The organism is Aureimonas fodinaquatilis, assembly GCF_008369445.1.
GTDB classification, from domain to species: domain Bacteria; phylum Pseudomonadota; class Alphaproteobacteria; order Rhizobiales; family Rhizobiaceae; genus Aureimonas; species Aureimonas fodinaquatilis.
Genome location: NZ_VTWH01000001.1, coordinates 408,443 through 427,633, shown reverse-complemented (window position 1 = coordinate 427,633; position 19,191 = coordinate 408,443). Strand labels below are relative to the sequence as shown.

Here is a 19,191-nt window from a genome sequence, read left to right as displayed (position 1 = left end):
AGGATTAAGAGATGACAATTTCAGCGCCAGCATGAGAGACCAGCACTTTGTTTGAACCCGATTTTAGAATACCCCAAATTCGGATATTCTGTCATAGTGCCAGCATCTGATGATTCTGGAGTTACTGCGTGAAAAATCAAAAAATCCGGGTAGAAAACACCCACATGCGACACATTGTTTTGCGTGCACTTTTCATACTGCTTTTTCTGCTGTTGTTGGTCGCTTTGGTATCGTGCACTTCGTCGAGCACGATATTGACTTCATCAAACACTGCGCTGGTCCAGACCCGTGGAGCGCCAGTGTGTGGCAGCGTCAGGACTGCAGCGGTTGCTCAAAAACAAGCTGCTATCGAAACCATCAAAGCCGGGTTTGACCGTTACAAAATTATCGACGCCAGCAGCACAAACAACGTCAGCGTCAGATCCACGGCAGGATCATATCACACAACCGCGACGGCAAGAGGCAACACCTATAACGCCGTAACAACATATGAGCCAGGAATACCAATCGTTTCAGGGCGGCATGAAATGAGCATTTCAATCAGAATGTTCCACGAAAATGAGAGGGAAGCTGCACAGGCAATTCCGGCCAGAGAAATTCTTGGCCCGAAATGGCTGGAACTCACGAAGGTCGGGCGAATTGGGACCTGTGCCCGGTGACGGGTCACCCTTGGCAGACTCATGCCAATTTCAATCCTGCGACTGGCCATTTATAAGCAGGTTCAACGTCAACTGCGCGATCGTCTCAGCCAAATGTCATTTATCGAGCGCCTGAAACTCTCGGTCCCGCTGGTGCAGGCCCCGATGGCTGGTGTATCAACCCCGCTTCTCGCAGCTTCAGTCAGTGAAGCCGGAGGTCTGGGCTCGATCGCCGTTGGCGCGACCGATGCGGCTGGCGCACGATCCATGATCGAAGAATTGCGAGGTCGCACTGGCCGGGCTTTTAATGTCAACCTCTTCGTTCACGGCGCGCCATTGTCCGATCCGAAGCGGGAGGATATCTGGCTGGACCAGCTTGCGCCATTGTTCGCCGAATTCGGGGCAGAGCCTCCAAAAACAATCAAGCCAATCTACAAGAGCTTTGCTGACGATCCCGAAATGCTGTCGATGCTGCTTGCATTGGCTCCGCCGGTCGTAAGTTTTCACTTCGGGCTGCCACCAGCAGATGCTTTGTCTGCTCTGCGCGCGCGTGGCATTTACCTGATGGCCACCGCCACCAGCATTGAGGAAGCCGATGCAATTGGGGCCGCGGGGATTGATGCAATCGTAGCGCAGGGAATTGAGGCAGGTGGTCATCGAGGCATGTTTGACCCGACCGCCCCGGATGATGAACTTGGCACTTTAGCGCTAACCCGGCTTCTGGTTCGGCAGGACATGTTGCCGGTTATCGGCGCGGGCGGACTTATGGATGGAGCAGGCATTGCGGCTGTGCTTGATCTGGGTGCCGTGGCGGCGCAACTGGGCACTGCGTTTGTCGCCTGCCCGGAATCTGCTGCCGACACTGCCTATCGTGCCGCTCTGGCTGGTCCGGGCTGCCGCCACACGACCATGACCTCGCTGATATCCGGACGCCCGGCGCGTGCGCTTCCCAACCGGTTTACAGCATTAAGCCATCAGTTGGCTGAATTTTCCCCGCCCGATTACCCGATTGCATATGATGCCGGGAAGGCACTGAACGCAGCAGCAAAATCGCAGGGTGAGCATGGTTTTGGGGCCCAATGGGCTGGCCAGGGTGCGCCGCTTGTCCGTGCAATGCCTGCTGCCGCGCTGGTTCGCCTTCTGCAGGCTGAGCTCGAAGGCCTCGTCACTTCCGGTAAAGGATCATACCGGCGTGATGCAGCACCTCGTCGATGAAATCGCCGTCTGCCGTAAAGCCGGTATCGTCCCAGTATTCGATATGGGTTCCAGTCACCTCATATCGCCCTTCATAGGCGCGCTCTCGCGTGCCACGAGCCTCGACATAGCGGCCATTCGGCAAAAGCTCATGCCGAATTCGGCCATCTTCCGTTACCCAAAGGCCTGCATAGGGATGGGAGGCTTGCACTTCGCTTTCCTCTGCTTGCACGGGCAGCACAGCCAGCGCTGAAACGATCAGGGCAGTGAAGACACTTTGCATGATTGAGCTCCTGATAGCAGCACGGTCGCACAAGCGACCGTGCTGGCTCCATTAAAATCTTTATTGCTGGCGAGGCTCGTTGTTCTCGACAACCTCGTGATAGGCGGCAAGGTCCAGAAACGCTTCTGCCTCAACCACCGAACCGTCTTCCATGCGGAAAATCCACACAAACTGGTTGTTGTATGGCGCGCCGGAGGTCGTGGTGGCCGATGCGTCGAAACGGATAATAACCCGGTCTTCAACCGCCCAGATGCCATGCACGTCCGGGGTCAGCGCAGTGGCGAGGCGGCTGACAAGAGGCACCGACCCGCGCTGTACGAAATCCTCAATGCCGGTATAGACGCCCGCAACAGGGCCGGAACCCTGGATCGTCCAGCGCACATCAGGTGACAACAGGTCGAAGACATTTCCACTCTGGTCCGCCCAGCCCTCGAACGCTTCGCGCACAATCGTCTCATTGCGGGCCGCAGTGTCGGCTTCCGTTGTCGTGCTGGTGCTGGCATGTGCGGGCGCAACAGCAAGCGCCAGGGCAAAGACCATCAGCAGTTTGTGTGCCACTGGCCGGATGTGGGTCATCTTTTGGGTATAGGACATGAGAAAACTCCGTTTTTTGAATTGCTCGTGCACTGAGGCGATCAGCATCAATTGGCTGATGCTGTGGGACGAATGGTGATTTCGCTGGTATCCACACTGGCAGGTGCCTCAATCACCTGACGAACCGCGCGGGCAATGTCGGCAGGCTGCAGCGCGATTGCCCGATAGCTGTCCATCACCGCCATGGTTTCTTCATGGGTGATGGTTGAGGCCAACTCACTTTCCACGACACCGGGATTGACGCAGGTGACGCGGATATTCGGGCTTTCCTGCCGCAGACCATCTGAAATTGCCCGGACGGCAAATTTGGTGGCGCAATAGACCGCAGCCGTCGGCACGACAGATAAAGCCCCGATGGAGCCGATATTGATGATCTGGCCGCTGTTCTGCGCTTCCATAATTGGCAGAACTGCACCAATACCCCAGAGCACGCCCTTGATATTGACATCCACCATGTGGTTCCACTCATCCTGCTTGCCAGCGGCAAGCGGCGAAAGCGGCATCACACCGGCATTGTTGACCAGCACGTCAATGCGCCCCCAATTTGCCATTGCGGCTTGCGCAAAGGCCGCCATGGATTGACGATTGGTCACATCCAGCGATTTGACTTCGGCAATGCCTCCGGCCTTGCGGATGTCTTCTGCAACAGCCTCTATGCGCTCCAGGCGGCGTGCGCCCAAAAGCACCTTTGCACCTGCGCCGCCCAGTTCACGCGCAATTCCTTCGCCAATTCCGCTCGACGCACCGGTAATCAGAACGACCATGTCCATCATCATCTCCTTGTGTTGCAGACAAGATGGACGCAGAGGATTGGCAATGCTACTCACCTTTTGCTTGACTGGTTGGTTAACAAGGCTGGACAATGAAACCGGATCTGAACCTGTTGCCGATTTTCCTGGCGGTGGCGCAGGAGCACAATTTCCGCGCCGCGGCCGATCGCCTTGGGGTCACACGCTCGGCCGTCAGTCAGGGCATCAGACGGCTGGAGGACGGCATCGGCACCGCATTGTTTTTGCGCACAACCCGTTCGGTCCGCTTGACGCAAGCAGGAGAGGATTTTCTGGAAACGGTGTCGCGGCCCTTGTCCGAAATCGACTTGGCGCTGGAAGGTGTTGCAGCAGACAAGGCACCGCGCGGCCTGTTGAAGATAGCCGCAACCTCCATTGCGGAAGGCTTCCTGTCGGGCCCCTTGCTTGCAGCTTTCGCAATGGCTTACCCGGACGTCACCATAGATATAACCGTTACGGACGCAGAGTTTGACATTGTTGCCGCTGGATTTGATGCCGGTGTGCGCCTGGGCGAGGTGATAGAGCAGGACATGATCGCCATTCCGCTGACGGGCGACCAATGTGAGATGGTGGTTGCGACTCCAGCCTATCTTGCCCGGCACGGCGCTCCTGTGCATCCGCGTGATCTGGTCAACCATAGGTGCATCGGCTGGCGACCGGCACCCAATGTTGCGCCCCACCGCTGGGAGTTCGAAGAGAATGGAACGCCATTTGACGTCGCGGTGGAGCCTCAGATCACCACCAATGACCTGCGCCTGATGCTGCGCACCGCGCTTGCTGGTGGCGGCATCACCTTTGCGCCGGAAGAGACGTTTCGCCCCTTTTTGGAATCCGGCGAACTGGTGCCGTTACTGGCTGAATATCTGCCACCATTCCCCGGCTTTTTTCTTTACTTCCCCCAGCGCCGCAACATGGCGCCCAAAATGCGGGCGCTGGTGGAGCATGTCAGGCAATGGCGGCAGACGCCTGCCTTGTGATGAAAAGCTTGCCTGCCCTGGATTACCAGTTTGCACGAAAGCCAACGGTGCCCTTCAGCGCGTAACTGTCGCCGAAGTTGTCCAATGCAGTGCTGACCAGGCCTTCGCCGTAAAGTGAGTAACGGTCATCGTTCCAGTTGTACGATCCGCCAAGGCCCACTCCACCCCAAAGCCGTTCATTTTCCGTCGCAAAATTTTCACCGGAAACATCCACCAGAGTTCCATCGAGAAACTCGTAGTACAGATTTGCGATGCCATAGATGTGCCTGCGGGACATGGTGCCGTTGTCTGACTGCCATGACGCTTCACTGTCGAGCGCAAGCCCTATCCTGCCAGTGAGGCTTTCTCCATCCCGCAAGGATATGCTGGCAGCCGATCGACCGTTAACGATCTGGTTGAAACTGTCGAACTCAATGGCTGAATAGGTCAGTTGCACCTGTGGGGTCAGCGCCAGACCGGAGCGCATCTCAAGCCGCCTGCCAGCTTCCAGCGAAAACGCATAGCCCAGACCATGATTGCCCGAAGCAATGAGCCCGAGTTCGTCGGATTCCAGGTCACTCTCATACCAGGCAACTCTGGCCTGACCATCAACATATTGTCCGCCTGCCCCATACCAGGTCAACGTACCGCCGAAACCCAGCCCGTTCGTCGAGATTGAGCCATTGCCGTAATCGGACGTCACATCCGTGGATGCCCGGTCAAGTTGAGCATTGATGCCGCCTACCAGCAATCCTGTCGAGGTTTCATGAACGGGCAGATCAATGCCTGCCTTGAATTGAAACACGTCATTGGTGTAGTTGCCGAGCGAAGCGGAATTTTCTGGCGCAATGCGGATATGGGTTCCCTCTACCTGCGCCCAGATGCCCCGCCCTTCTGATATTGGCATTTGATCTGGTGAAACGGCTTCATCGACCAGGTCCGAACCCTGCGCAGCAATGCCGTTGCCAGCACCGCTCCAGAACCGGTTTCCCATACGCTGTTGCAGTGTTGGAAGTCCCTGCAAACGCAACAGCACACTCGGATAGGCTTCTGCCAGCGGCACCGCCGCCTGATAGAATGGAACCACGGGGTTCGTGGGTGATGCAGGATCTGTTGGACTGACCGCCCTTGTCAGCGATTGCAGATACCAGTCACCGTCGCCCGGTTCGGAAATGCTCCCTTGGTTCAAACTGTAGTAATAAGCACCCGCAATCAGAACTTGCTGGCCATTGAGAGACCTGTCACCCATCAGCGAGAAACTGCCCGCCGAGTTTGGCCCCAGAACATCAACCACTTTGATGCCTTGCGTGGTTTGCGCTCCGGTGCCGCCGATATTGTTGACGTATAAAAGCGTGTTCCCAGCCGTCTCGCCCTCAACAACGAGTTGATCGGTTACAGATCTGTCGTCCCCCAAAACTGTATTGATCAGCAGAGTGCCATTGGCGCCGGTGTAATCACCTGCAACAACCAGTCGGGTGCCAGGACCGCCTCCCTGAAGATCAATTGTTCCGGCATTTAAAACATCTCCATTAATGCGGTAGGCCCCGAGGCCACCGGCAAGCAATGTGCCGCCCGCGCTGGAGAAGGCAAAATCTGCAGGACCGCGCAGATCATAGAGCGATGTGTCGATTGTATAGAACCGGTTTGGATTGGCAGTAAAGCCGTAGGTTGCGGCATCGAAATTGACAATCGGACTTCCACCCAGATTCAGGTTTCCATCCAGAGTGAAAGCAGGCCCGAAATCAAGTTCGGCCCCATCCACAACAAAGACACCGGTGCCGGCATCGCCACCCACTGCCAGAGCATTGTCGCTGAAACTGACCGCGCCGGCAGAAATAACCATAGTCTCAAAATTGGTGATCAACGACCCTGTGAGCTGACCGGACCACCCATTTGTAGCGAAAACATCAATCCAGCCGTCAGTGCTCGAAAGGCCATCGCCCGCGTCAATTCCGCCCTGAACACCACTGGAAAACTGCGGCGCGAAATCGGGTCCGACCAAAACAAAATCGCTGCCATCGCCCAGAAGGACGCGGCCCTGAATGGCCCCTGACCTGAGATCAAGAAAGTCAGTTTCGGCACCCGGATTGTTGGGGTTGAACATGACAATGTTGCCCTCGACAAGCGTTCCGTTCAGAACAATCTTGTCGTTACCGGCGCCGGAATTGATGCTGTTGCCCGCACCGGCAGTGCCACCTGCCGGATCAAAGCCGATACTGCCGCCTTCAAGCTGAAAATAGTCATCCCCGGTCTGGGCATATAAAAACCGGTCTATTGTGCCGCCCAGCATATGATAACCGTTATCCGCAGCCTGCAAATTGACCGCGCCAATTCTGCCTCCTGTCTGAATACCGAAATCGCCCGCGGTTGCAGTTCCTGTGAGGTGACCATCAATCATTCTGAAAATGTCGAGACCGCCGCCCTGATTCAGGTTTTGAAGCGTTCCGCCCGTCATTTCGAAATAAGCGGGGTTACTGCCCTGACTGATGGAGGTGACATCTCCTGACCGGATAAACACCCCATTTCCCGGCGTGATACTGACAGTTTCCCCAGCGCCGGGATCGCAGACAAGCTGAAGGGGTAAAATACCTGCGGGAACAACGACGCATGCCGCATAAGCTTTTTCAGACGGATACGCTAGAAAAACAGCACATAGGACAAAAAGACCATTACGTGATCGCAACACGCTATCCTTTACTTGATCCCGATCTTTACAACCTGTGGGCGCAATGATGATCTTGTCAAATCAATTTGGCGCTCGACTTCAGAGCAGTCTGGATATTGCTGTGCGAGTTAGCTGGATTGCGAGCAACGCAGGCGATTGATTTGAATGAACGCCAACGCTTCTTCCACCAAAGCCAGCATGGCCGGTTGCGGCTGCGTTGCATCAAGTCCCCGCACATTGCGTATATGGGCAATGGCACTGTCGAATGTTGCAAAACGCGAAGGGTGGGCCAAGTGCAGATAAAGCGCAATCACGGTTGCTGACCGGCTGCGCCCGCCACGACAATGCACCAGAATATTGCCGCGGCGATGTGGTGGATAATGCGCTTTGCCTGGGCTGTCCTGTGCGACGATGCCAAATATTGCCATAACGGCAGACAGAAGATGGTGTGGTGTATTTCCCGAACCGTCGATCAGGCCGATATGGGTTCGCCGGACATGTGTTCCATCGGTCAGGGTCAATGGAGCAATCTCGATATTGACTGCCAGATTCATTGTTGACGTGATGTCGTGTTGCAAAAGCAGAGCGGCATTTTCGGCTGCCACCTTGTTGCCGATGAACAGCCGGGCATTGTGTGGTCCGGTTCCATCAATCACGGGAAGCAGAACCGCAAGACGGTCCTCCTGTTCTTCCGTCAGCTCTTGGTGTTGGTGCTGTGCCGTCATGTTCTGATGTCCATTCATTCATGCCTCTGCAGGCAACAACTCGGTGGTTTTTTCCAGCCGCAGCCTGTTTCCCAGTTTTTCCGCCAGAAATGGCATGTCATCCGGTTTGACAAACACCGGTATAACATCCCGTGCGTTCGTGACATCTGCCAGATGAAGCACATCATGGCGGCGCGGATGCACATTCCATGGCAGCCATTCTGCACGCTTTTGCGCAATCAGCCTCGCGGCCGGGGTTCCGTGCGGCACATGGCTGGAGAAGATGAAGCGAAATCCATCGTCAATCCTGCCAACGAGCTGCGCAGAAACTCCTGCCTCGCCATTTGCTTCTGCCGCAATGATAATGTCGGATGGATGCCAGGCCTGCACGCCATCGCTCTGGCTGCGCAGATAAGCGGCCAGCCTTTCCTTGCTGGCATCCGCAATCAAGCCAGGCCTGGCAATCAAAGTCTCAATCTCACGCCTCACCTGCGGGCAAACCCGGGTTTCAAGCCCCGCAGCAAACAGCGCAAGCGCCATTTCCGGCCCGCGTCCACCAGATGGAACCGGTAACACACAACCGGTTCTCGCTGCCCTGATGATGACACTGATCTGATCAGACAGGCTGATATCGCGGTCGCCATAAGAGGCATCAGTGACCATCAGGGCTGCTCGCGGCGGTGTATCAAACGGCAAAAGCAGCGATTCCACACTCCAGTCTCCGGTGTAGAGGATGCCGCCATCAACCGGAAAGTGAAACCAGACGCCGCCCGGCGCATGGCCGCACCGGCCAAGAATAACCGGCACGCCCTCTATCTCGGCATGCCCGAAGTCCGGAATGACGCGGCAGCGCCGCTCTGTCGCCACATCAAGGCCAATTCCCAGAAATGTCATGGCCGTGGCATAGATCGGTGGATTGCCGATCTCAGACGCGAGGTGCAAGGCACCGGTATGGTCCAGATGCGAGTGAGACAGGCAGATTGCATCCACAGTCCCGATCTGGCTCAGATCGGGAAAGATGCCTGGCTCCGGCCCCTCGCCGAGATCCAGAAGCAGCCGCTTGCCATGGGCTTCAAGCAGAAATGCCGCCGGAAGCTTGCCACCCAGCCCACTGATCGCCGTCAATCGCGCCATGGCAGTGCCCCCTTCGGCAAACGGCCGGCAAACAGCGATGCAGTGCACATCAGCACCAGAACAATCAGGATCATCAGGCAGCCAACGGCTGCTGCCAGAGTGGATGATCCCCCCTCTTCAAGAAAGATGATCATCGGACCAATGGTTCGCGCGCTGGAAGAGACAAGCAGGATTGATACCTGAATTTCATTCAGCGCCGACATGAAGACGATTATGCCACCGGCAATGACCGCAGGCGCCAGCATTGGCAGAATGATATCGCGCATGCGCTGGAAAAAGCCCGCCCCGGCCACGCGCGCGGCATCCTCCATCGACCGGTCAATCTGCGCAAAGCCGCCCAGCATCGGGCGCAGCGCCAATGCCAGAAAATTGGCAAGGTAGGCAGCCAGAATAATCCACACCGTGCCGTAGATGCTGAACCCCAAAAGCGGCAGCGGGCGCAGGAAAAACAAAATCATGGCAACGCCGAGAATAAGTCCCGGCAGCACATAGGAAAGCTCAGCGGCAAGCTGGATCAGCCGGACGAACAGGCTTTTTCTCCAACTGATGAAATAAGCAAGAACCAGTGAAATTGCGCTCAGCAGCACCACCGCCGAAACTGTCAGAACCAGACTGGTGGTGAAGGCGTCGCGAACAGAGGCATGATACAACAGCGCGTTGGCATAGTTGGTCAGCGTCAGCGTTTCCCAGCCAAGCTCCTGTCCGAAACCTCTGACCAATGACGTTGCAACCAAGGCGGAAACCGGCAAAAGCAGCGTGGCAGCCAGATAGAGCCAGGCACCAGCCTCAACCAAAGGGCGCCCGCGACCAAGATTGATTTCAACCGCCCTTCCACCTTCTTCCACCCGCACATCGCCACGCCCGCCAAGCCACCCACTGAGGCCAAGCGCAAGAACGGTCATGAGCGAAAGCAGCAGCGACAAGGAAGCCATGTCGGAAAGGCTTGCCGGACCATAGCTGTTGAGTTGCTGATAAATCAGGGTGATCAGTGTCGGAAATCGGGCTGGAATGCCCAACATAGCCTGAATGCCGAAATTGCCGATAGCCGAAACAAAGGCGATCGCCGCCCCGGCGTACAGACCGGACCGGGCCAGCGGCAGCAAAATGGTGAAGATGAGCTGAAAGTTGCCTGCGCCCGATGCCCGGGCCGCTTCGGAAAGATTGGCAGGCAGACGCCGAAGTGCCGCACGCATGGTAAGAAACACCAGCGGCGCGTTGTAAATGCCGAGAAGAAAGATAATGCCACCGGCTGAATAAAGCGGATGCCGCGTACCAGGCGTCAGCGCAAGGCCGAAAAAACCCAGCACCGGACTGGATGGCGAAAAGGCCTGCACCCAGGCAAGCGCGGTAACCTGTGGTGGTATCAACAGCGGCAGGACAAAGCCAAACACCCACGCCGCCTTGAACCGCATGTTGCTGTGCACGGTCAGAAGCGCGGCAATGCTGCCAAGCACCACGGCAAAAAGTGTTGATGCAAGCGCAACATAAAGCGAGTTCATAGCTGCGGTGAAAACGCGCGGCCTTGCCAGCACGCTCCACGCTCTTTCAAGGTCCAGAACGCCTTCCGGCGCAATTGCGGTCAACGCCAGACGCCCCAATGGCGCAAGGGAAATTGTCGCCACAAACAGCGCGAGAATGCCAAGCACCAAGGTTTCAGGGCCAAGACGGAACGCAGGCACCGGCCTGCGTTCCCCCGGCATTGCTGCCGCAATATCAGCCATCAATCAGCCGCCGAACACTTCTGTGAATTGCTCGCGCACTTCCTGATCGCTCTCTACAGCCTTATCGGCATCCATCGGCAGAAGCTTGATGTCGGAAAGTGTCGGGAAGCCTTCTGGCGGCGTTACCGAAGCATCAATTGGCAGATTGCCCTGCTGAGCAACAAGTTCCTGTCCTTCCCGGGACAACAGGAAGTCCACAAAACGCTTGGCCGCTTCCGGCTCCTTGGCAGTGGACAAAATCGCGACCGGCTCGGTGATGAAGGACACACCATCCTTCGGGAAGATCAGGTCAACCGGTGAACCGCTGGCCTTGGCGCGAATAACGTCGGCATCGGCAATAATGCCGTATTTGGCAAGGCCACTGGCCACTGCCTTCAGTGCCGGGCCATTGCCGCCATCGGGCGCGATATCCAGTTCAGCCAGTTTTTTGTAGAAATCCCAGCCAATTCCATCCACGTCAATCACGCTGTGCAGATGGTTCAGCGCCGCACCCGAATAGAGCGGGCTTGGCACTGCGATCTGGCCCTTGTTGTCTTCGACCAGCAACTCGTTCCAGGTTTCAACAGGCTGCGCGGTCTGCGTGTTGTAGGCAATGCCGGTAGAGATGATCTTGGTGCCGAAGAACGTTTTGTCCTTGTCAAAGGTGCCGGCGTCATAGCCGTCCACCTTGGCTTCAGGATAAGCCAGCAGGCGGCCTTCGGATTTGAGCTGACCCAGATTGATGGTGTCGGCAACCAGCAGCACGTCCGGTTTCAGGTCACCGGCGGCAATTTCAGCGCGGATGACATTCATCAGCTGGCTGGTGCCATTGCGGGTCCATTCAACCTTGATGTCCGGATATTTGGCCTGAAAGGCATCAACTGTCTGCTGGGCTATTTCCGGCGACTGCGAAGTATAAAGCGTCAGCGTTTGAGCGTTGGCGGTGCCCACCATGAGGGTGAGCGCAAGGGTTGTTAAAAGGCGCATGAAGTGTTCCTTGAAAAGGGGGAGTGGGAGAGGAAAATCAAGCTGCTTCGGGAATGACCCAGCCATCCCCGACGCAAACTGAAATCGTGTCACCGGCTGCGACCGGCCGATCGTGAGATGCATGCAGGCTCAGGGTAAGGTGCGGAGCCTGCTGAGGGCGGAAATGCACCTGCATATGGCCGCCGCGATAGGTTGTGCGTTCAACCTGCGCAGCAAATCCGTCATTGGCGGTGCCCGCCAGTTTCAAGTCACCGGGGTGCAGGCCAAGGCTGGCACGGGCCACCATTGATTGATCTTTGCGGGCGCGCACAACACTGCGGTGGCCAAACACATCCACATCAACCGTGCCATCTCTGGCGCCACGCTGGATGTTGGTCACAGGAAGCACAAAGCCGTTGCCGATAAAGCGCGCCACCATTTCATTCTGCGGCTGGCTGTACAACTCATGCGGGCGGCCAACCTGCATCACTCGCCCGCCGTCCATCACCGCAATCCGGTCTGCCAGCGCCATCGCTTCTGACTGGTCGTGGGTAATGTAAATCATCGTTGCCCGGGTGCGACGATGAAAATCGGCGAACTCGCTTTCCATGGACGCACGCAGATGCACGTCAAGATTGGCGAGAGGTTCGTCCAGCAGCATCACCGTAGGATTGGCTGCAAGGCAGCGGGCCAGTGCCACGCGCTGGCGCTGGCCACCGGAAAGATCCGCCGGCAGCCGATCAGCAAAATTCTCCATGGCAACTGTGGCCAGGGCTTCAAGGCTGCGCCTGCGCCGCTCATCAGAAGAAACACCGGCTATTTTCAGCGCATAGCCGACATTTTGCTCAACCGTCATATGCGGCCACAAGGCGTAGTTTTGAAACACGATGCCGACATTGCGCTTTTCCGGCGGCAGACTGCGCTCAGGGGAAGCAATGATGTCGTTGTCAAACCGTATCGTACCGGCTTTCATCTGCTCAAAACCGGCAATCAGCCGCAGCATCGTGGTTTTACCGCAGCCGGACGGCCCGAGCACGGCTATGAACTCGCCATTTTCCACACGAAGCGACACATCGTCGAGCACGCGCTTTTTCGCGAAATCTTTCGTAACCCCGTTAAGGGCGATCGTGACCATAGCGATCGAAATCCTGCTGTTTGTCTGCCGCTCAAAAATTCTCAACAAGCGGCACTGGCGCACACAGTAGAGCTGTCGCGCTTCACTTTTGTGACAGCGAAAATCTGATGATCGGTAATGAACAGGCTTGCGACGGGTCTACTCAGCCCATTCAAGGTTGCCGGTGAAAACAACGGTCAGCCAGCGATCCGGCCCCTTGCCGCCCACGGCGTCGCCGATTTCGTCGCGCAGGGCGTCCCATTCCGCAATGGTTCGTGCAGGAGCCTGTTCCGGGATGATGAAGTAAAGCTCAATTTCCTTGGCGCGGCCAACGCGCGCTACATAGGCGCGATAGGCAATCAGGCCATGCTTCTCAACGAAGGCCTGCGCCACCTGATCGATGTGCATTTTAAGATCAACAGGCGTTACCAGAAATATATCTGCCAGCGCTTGCCGGATAACCGGTATTGGCAGAGGGATGATCAGCAGACAGACCAGAGCCAGCACCGCCGGGTCGATATAGGGTGAGAGCCACTGCCACTGCGTGCCCTGCACTGCATAGCCGATGCAGAATGCAATCAGCAGCGCCGCCGTTATGCCCGCCGACATGATCCAGCCTTTGACATCAAGGCGCACAAATTCCGACCTGATCCTGCGGTTGGCCCGCGCTTCGATAAAGGCGACGGAGCAGCAGGCGATCAGCGTTATAACCGCATAGACAATGGCCCAGCCAAACTCCAGATCACGCCCGCCCTCCAGAAGACTGCTGATCGCGTTGACCAGAGCATAGGCAGAAACGCCAATCAGCAGCGTTGCATTGAGCCCAAGCACCATCGGCTCCAGATGCCAGAACCCGACGGAAAACCGTTCGCGCAGCTTGCGCGATAGTCCTTTGGAAACGGCGTAGGAGGTGATGAGATTGACGACGATCAACGACAACAGGCTCATGCTCGCATCCACCAGCGAGTAGACACCGTCGAAAGTGATGGAAAATGAACCCGAAATCAGACCAAAGCCAATGCCGAGCGAGGATATGACAAGCGTCACCGCGATGGATGTCCTGAGCACACCGCGTTCGTCGCTCAAGTCAAAGAAACGGGGTTTGTCGCTCATCTGCCTGCCAATCGCCTTTGCGAAGCTTCTACGGCGTCACGGCCATTGTCTCAAGTGGCATCACTGGAAATCCCGGACTGTTCCGTACCGGACAGAAGCTCTGCTATCCAGCGCAGAGAAGGGTTTGCCTCGGCAAAGGTCAAGAGCGCGATGACAATGGGCACGCCGATGAAGGCCCCGGAAATTCCCCACAGAAACGACCAGAAGAACACCGAAAACAGCACCAGAAAGGGCGAGATCGACAGGGCGGCACCAGCAAGGCGCGGCTCCAGATAGCTGCCGATGATGAACTGGATGACAGACAGCCCGGCAAATATGCCAACAATCACCGCGACTGATTCAAACTGGACAATTGCCAGGCACATTGGCAGCACCATTGCGATGGCTGGCCCGATGAAGGGAATGAAGTTGAGCGCAAAGCCGATCACCCCCCAGGCAACCGCCAGTTCAAGCCCCATATAGAGCGTGAATACCCAGATTGATGCGCCGGTCAGCACGCTGGCAATTGTGCGTATCAAAAGATAGCGCCGGAACTTGGCGGCGATGCGCCCGATTGTGGCCGCAGTGTTTGCACCATTGGCTTCCAGACGCTGTGCAAACACCCGCACTTCCAGAAGCCCGAGCACCAGAAAAATGAAAACAAGAAGCGAGAAGCCCACCATGCCGTTCAGTTGCACGCTGAGAACCCGCAGCATGCCGACGATCCACGAGACATCGAACCGGTTGGCAATCACCCCGTCAATAAACACCCCGTAATATTCGAGCAGTTGGGTGCCGCGACTGTATAAAAGTTGAAACCGGCCAGTGTTGGCGATCAGCCATTGCACCACCTGCGCCAGCCCCCACGACACCATTATGCCGAACGCGCCCAGCACCAGGGAAGTGGCAACCAACGTTATGCCCAGCGCTGCAACACCGGGCAGCACACGTTGCAGTGTCTTTTGCAGTGGCCACACAATGGCAATTGCAAACAGGGCAAATGTCACCGGTGCCAGAATCGGTGCGGCGAGTTTCAGCCCGGCGGCTATAATCACCAGTCCGGCGGCAATGCCGACCAACCGGGCAGCGCGATTTTCGATGAAACTATGCATGTTGCGAGCGATGCGCCTTGCTTTTGTTTTCAGCCACTTTCTCGCGCCAGCCGAACCACAATGCATAGAGAGTTGGCAGGAAAACCAGCGTCAGCAGCGTGGCAACAAGCAACCCGCCCATAATGGCAAATGCCATTGGCCCCCAGAACACCGTGGGCGCAATCGGGATCATGCCCAGCACGGTCGAAACCGTGGTCAGCATGATGGGTCTAAACCGCGAACTGCTGGCGTCAATCACCGCATCGGCCACGCTTTTGCCGGCAAGACGCTCGGCATCGATCTGACCAATCAGAATAACGGCATTTTTGATAATCATGCCCAGCAGCGCCAGAATGCCCAGAATAGCCACGAAACCCAGCGGTTTGCCCGAAAGCATCAGCGCGGCCACAACGCCGATAAGGCCGAGTGGTGCGACACTGAGCACAATGAACAGCCGCTGGAAGCTTTTAAGCTGGAAAATCAGCACGGTGAACATGATCAGCAACATCACGGGAACAACGGCGATGACGGAGGCCTGTGACTTCACGCTCTCCTCCACCGTTCCGCCCAGCACGATATTGTAGGAACGCGGCAAGCTCTGGCGCAGCGCTTCAACCTGCGGCTCCAGCGCCGACACCACGGTGTCCGGCAGAATGCCAGGCGTCACATCGGCCTGAATTGTCAGCGTTGGCACACGGTCGCGCCGCCAGACCAATGGGTAGGATTGTTCATAGGAGAACGTTGCCACCTGCCCCAGCGGCACGGTGCGTCCGTTGGGCAAAGGCAGCGGCAAAGTGGGCAATGATGCCAGAGAAACTCGTTGCTCTTCGGTGGAGCGGGCAATGACATCAACAAGGTATATGTCGTCACGAACCTGCGTCAGCGGCGTACCGGAAACAACGGTGTTCAACACAGACGCTATGGCCTGTGAACTCAACCCCAATTGCCGGGCCTCGTTCTGGTCGACATTGATACGCACTTCCCGCGTTGGCTCAATCCAGTCAAAATTGACCATTTTCGTGTCGTCATTGGCGGCGATGATCTGCGCCACCTGGAACGAGATGTTGCGCACTTCCTCTATATCGGGACCACTGACCCGATACTGAACCGGCCAGCCGACAGGCGGACCAAGTTCCAGCGGATAAACGCGCGCAATCAGGCTTGGAAAGTCTTCTGCCAGAAGGGCTTCCAGCTTTGCATGCAGGCGTTCACGCGCCGGCACATCCTTGGCAACGACCACGGCCTGGGCAAAAAAGTCGTTGGGAAGCTGCGCGTTGAGCGGCAGGTAAAAGCGGATGGCACCGCGCCCGACATAGGTGCTCCACCGATCAACATCGGGATCGTCCTTCAAAGCTGCGTCAAATTTTTCCGCCACACTCTGGCTGGCGTGAATCGACGCGCTTTGAGGCAACCGAAGATCGACCAAAAGCTCCGGCCGGTCAGATGAAGGGAAGAATTGCCGTGGCACAAGCGGCATTGCCAGCAGCGATATGACAAACAACGCCAGCGTAACAGCGATGGTAACGCCTTTATACGCAATCGCCTTGCCCAGAAAACCGCGATAATAGGTTATAACCTTGCCGGGCTTTGCCGAGCCGAAATTTTTTGGCGCCTTCAGGATGAACACGCCCAGCAGCGGTGCGAAAATGACCGCGACAAACCATGATACGACAAGCGCTATGCTGACGACCGCGAACAGCGAAAAAGTGTATTCGCCGGCGGAGCTGGCGGCAAAGCCAATTGGCACAAAGCCTGCAATTGTTACCAGCGTTCCGGCCAGCATGGCAAAGGCATAGGTGCGAAAGGCAAAGGTTGCCGCATTGTGCTTGTCGTCACCGGCCGCAAGCCGGTTGATCATCGCGTCCGTTGTGGTCATCGCATCGTCCACCAGCAGCGCAAGTGCAATGATCAGCGCACCGAGGGAAACGCGTTGCATGTCAATGCTGGCAATGCCCATGAGCGAAAAAACGATTGCCAGAGTCAGCGGTATGGACAGCGCAACAACAAGACCGGGGCGAATGCCCAATGCCACAAAACTGACGGCAAGGATGATGGCAATGGACTGGACCAGCGATGTCATGAAATCGCCGATGGCGCTTTCAACCGTTACGGCCTGATCTGCCACAAGCTGCACATTAACGCCCAGTGGCAGGTCGGCGGCAATGTCGTCCATTGCCGAGGCAATGTTGGCGCCAAGTGCCAGAATATCCCCGCCGTCCCGCATGGCAATGGCAAGACCAATCGCCTGCTGCCCGTTCACCCGGAACAATGGCTGCGGTGGATCGCTTTCGCCCCGGCGCACTTCTGCAATATCGCTGAGGCGCAGCAGTCGGCCATTAACGAAGAAATTCACATCGCGTATGTCTTCCTCGGTATCAAACGAGCCGGAAACAGTCAGCGCCAGATTTTCATCGCCTGTGCGGATAGTGCCTGATGGCCGCACCACGTTCTGGGCTTGCAGGGCCCCGATCAACGCCGTGCGGTCAATGCCCAGCGCCGCAAGCTGATCCATCGAAAACTCGATGAAGATCTGCTCGTCCTGCGCGCCGATAATGTCGATCTTTGACACGTCCGGCACCAGCAGAAGATCAGATCTTACACCCTCGACATAATCACGCAGTTCCCGCGAGGAAAACCCATCAGCGGTGAAACCATAGATGATGCCGAATGTGTCGCCGAACTCGTCATCAAAACCGGGTCCGACAATGCCCGCGGGCAATGTGTGTCGTATATCGCCAATGCTTTTGCGCACGTGATACCAGATATCCGGCACCTCCTGCCCGGTTGTGCTGCCATCAAGATTGACAAAAATGGTGGTCAGCCCGGCGCTGGTATAGCTGCGCAGGAAATCCAGTTTGGGAGTTTCCTGAAGTTTTCTCTCCAGTCTTTCCGTAACCTGCTTCAGCGTTTCCTCAACGCTGGCTCCCGGCCATGCAGCCTGCACAACCATGGTTTTGATAATGAAGGTCGGGTCTTCGTTGCGGCCCAGCCTCTGATAGGAAAACACGCCGATGAGGATGGCCGCCAGCATCAGGTAAAGCACGATGGACCGGTGCCGGAGCGCCCAGTCCGAAAGATTGAAGCTGCTCATGGCTGAACCCCGAGAAGCCGAACCACTTGCCCTGGATGCAGCGCCTGAACACCCGCCGTTACGACGATCTCGCCGACCTCGAGCCCCTGCGACACAACCACCATGGCAGGGTCAAATGCCGCAACCTCGATATTGCGCAGAGAAACGGATTCCGTTGCCGGGTCCACAACCCACACGGCCGGCGCGCCCTCGATGCGTGTCAGGGCAGAGGCGGGCAGGTTGATGGCGGAACCCGCCTGCGGCACAACGCTGCCGGTGATGCCGGCACCAAGGCGTATGGCCGCGGGCGGGTCTATAAGGCCCACCCTGACAGGAAATGTCCGCGTTGCCGGGTCTGCCTGCGGGGCGACCTCGCGCACCCTGCCCTGCGCAGTCACCGCCGCATTGTCATTCAGGCGCACGGTCACCAACGGGTCTGGCGGCAGATTGCGCAGCAACTGCGCTGGCACGTCGAAAACCGCATCACGCCCGTTTTCCCGGGCAATCTGCACAATCATCTGCCCGGCCTGCACAACCTCGCCCGGTTCCGCACCGCGCGCTGTCACGACTCCTGCCGTGTCAGCCTTCAATTCGGTAAAGGCAACCTGATCGCGCGCCAGCTTCAGCCGGGCCGAGGCATCATCAACCTGCGAAGTGGCCGCCAGCAGGGCCTGCTGCGCCTGATCGAAAACGGCGCGTGTGGTGAAGCCGTTTGCCAGCAACTGTTCCTGGCGCTCAAAGGCGTTTCGCGATTTGTTCAACTGGCCGTTTGCGGCGTTCAGCGCCGCCTGAGCCGAACTCAAGGCGTTCAACTCATTTTGCGGATCAAGCTTTGCGATGATTTCGCCCGGCTCCACCACATCGCCCACATTGACACTGCGCTCAATCAGGCGGCCCGCAATGCGAAAGCCAAGTCCAGCCTCGTTCCGCGCCTCGATGCGGCCAGTCAGGCTTACGGGATTGGCCGTATCGCTTAATTCCACAGTAACGGTGCGCACCGGCCGTGGTGGCGCTTCCACCTGTTCGGCATCTTTGCCGCAACCTGCAAGCCCCAGCACCAGCGGCAGAAGCAAGACACTTAAGGATTTGGGGAAATTCCGGGAGCAACAGTTCCGTACGGCCGCTGTCGTTGAACTTTGCTTCATCAGCCTATTCCATACTGTCTGAACTGGCATCAGTGATATCCGGTTCACAAAGGGTTG

General features: G+C 57.1%; 16 protein-coding genes. 3 read left to right on the top strand and 13 right to left on the bottom strand.

Going from position 1 to position 19,191, the window contains the following annotated elements; genetic code table 11:
* Nucleotides 1–128 precede the first annotated feature (128 nt).
* Complete coding sequence (locus FPY71_RS02110) at nucleotides 129–659, top strand: hypothetical protein (protein ID WP_246160095.1); 531 nt, start codon at nucleotides 129–131, stop codon at nucleotides 657–659.
* Between the two features lie 21 nt (nucleotides 660–680).
* Entirely contained in the window at nucleotides 681–1,853 is a 1,173-nt protein-coding gene (locus FPY71_RS02105) for an NAD(P)H-dependent flavin oxidoreductase (protein ID WP_281287479.1), read from the top strand.
* On the opposite strand, the gene FPY71_RS02100 is transcribed toward FPY71_RS02105, so the two are convergent.
* Genes FPY71_RS02100 through FPY71_RS02090 form a run of 3 tightly spaced genes read right to left on the bottom strand, consistent with a single transcriptional unit; the run spans nucleotide 1,804 to nucleotide 3,479 of the window.
* Nucleotides 1,804–2,115, bottom strand: a complete 312-nt coding sequence (locus FPY71_RS02100) for an Atu4866 domain-containing protein (protein ID WP_149297173.1) — start codon at nucleotides 2,113–2,115, stop codon at nucleotides 1,804–1,806. The two genes, FPY71_RS02105 and FPY71_RS02100, sit on opposite strands and share 50 nt — an antisense overlap.
* A gap of 60 nt (nucleotides 2,116–2,175) precedes the next feature.
* A complete protein-coding gene (locus tag FPY71_RS02095) occupies nucleotides 2,176–2,709 on the bottom strand; it encodes a nuclear transport factor 2 family protein (protein WP_188052173.1) in 534 nt (177 codons plus the stop codon).
* A gap of 47 nt (nucleotides 2,710–2,756) precedes the next feature.
* Complete coding sequence (locus FPY71_RS02090; RefSeq protein WP_149297171.1) at nucleotides 2,757–3,479, bottom strand: SDR family oxidoreductase; 723 nt, start codon at nucleotides 3,477–3,479, stop codon at nucleotides 2,757–2,759.
* Nucleotides 3,480–3,571: 92 nt separating this feature from the next.
* On the opposite strand from FPY71_RS02090, the gene FPY71_RS02085 reads away from it, so the two are divergent.
* Nucleotides 3,572–4,474 carry a LysR family transcriptional regulator gene (locus tag FPY71_RS02085; protein ID WP_149297169.1) on the top strand — a complete coding sequence of 301 codons (903 nt, stop codon included), beginning with the start codon at nucleotides 3,572–3,574 and terminating at the stop codon, nucleotides 4,472–4,474.
* A 22-nt stretch (nucleotides 4,475–4,496) separates the two neighbouring features.
* Here FPY71_RS02085 and FPY71_RS02080 read toward each other — a convergent pair whose 3' ends face one another.
* The 10 genes from FPY71_RS02080 to FPY71_RS02035 form a co-directional block, all read right to left on the bottom strand.
* Entirely contained in the window at nucleotides 4,497–6,971 is a 2,475-nt protein-coding gene (locus FPY71_RS02080; RefSeq protein ID WP_149297167.1) for an autotransporter family protein, read from the bottom strand.
* A 275-nt stretch (nucleotides 6,972–7,246) separates the two neighbouring features.
* Nucleotides 7,247–7,861, bottom strand: a complete 615-nt coding sequence (locus FPY71_RS02075; RefSeq protein WP_246160094.1) for a dual specificity protein phosphatase family protein — start codon at nucleotides 7,859–7,861, stop codon at nucleotides 7,247–7,249.
* Complete coding sequence (locus FPY71_RS02070) at nucleotides 7,862–8,956, bottom strand: MBL fold metallo-hydrolase (protein ID WP_149297163.1); 1,095 nt, start codon at nucleotides 8,954–8,956, stop codon at nucleotides 7,862–7,864.
* The gene (locus FPY71_RS02065; RefSeq protein ID WP_149297161.1) at nucleotides 8,944–10,677 is read right to left on the bottom strand and encodes an ABC transporter permease; all 1,734 of its coding nucleotides are present in this window, start codon (nucleotides 10,675–10,677) and stop codon (nucleotides 8,944–8,946) included. Before FPY71_RS02065 ends, FPY71_RS02070 begins: the two co-directional genes overlap by 13 nt.
* Before the next feature lie 3 nt (nucleotides 10,678–10,680).
* Entirely contained in the window at nucleotides 10,681–11,643 is a 963-nt protein-coding gene (locus FPY71_RS02060; protein ID WP_149297159.1) for an ABC transporter substrate-binding protein, read from the bottom strand.
* Between the two features lie 37 nt (nucleotides 11,644–11,680).
* Entirely contained in the window at nucleotides 11,681–12,757 is a 1,077-nt protein-coding gene (locus FPY71_RS02055; RefSeq protein ID WP_149297156.1) for an ABC transporter ATP-binding protein, read from the bottom strand.
* Between the two features lie 138 nt (nucleotides 12,758–12,895).
* A complete protein-coding gene (locus FPY71_RS02050; RefSeq protein WP_149297154.1) occupies nucleotides 12,896–13,849 on the bottom strand; it encodes a cation diffusion facilitator family transporter in 954 nt (317 codons plus the stop codon).
* A gap of 50 nt (nucleotides 13,850–13,899) precedes the next feature.
* Complete coding sequence (locus FPY71_RS02045; protein WP_149297152.1) at nucleotides 13,900–14,940, bottom strand: AI-2E family transporter; 1,041 nt, start codon at nucleotides 14,938–14,940, stop codon at nucleotides 13,900–13,902.
* Entirely contained in the window at nucleotides 14,933–18,010 is a 3,078-nt protein-coding gene (locus tag FPY71_RS02040) for an efflux RND transporter permease subunit (protein WP_149297150.1), read from the bottom strand. Before FPY71_RS02040 ends, FPY71_RS02045 begins: the two co-directional genes overlap by 8 nt.
* Nucleotides 18,007–19,134, bottom strand: coding sequence for an efflux RND transporter periplasmic adaptor subunit (locus tag FPY71_RS02035; protein WP_149297148.1), 1,128 nt, complete (start codon nucleotides 19,132–19,134; stop codon nucleotides 18,007–18,009). The genes FPY71_RS02040 and FPY71_RS02035 overlap by 4 nt, the downstream gene beginning before the upstream one ends.
* Between the last annotated feature and the right edge of the window lie 57 nt (nucleotides 19,135–19,191).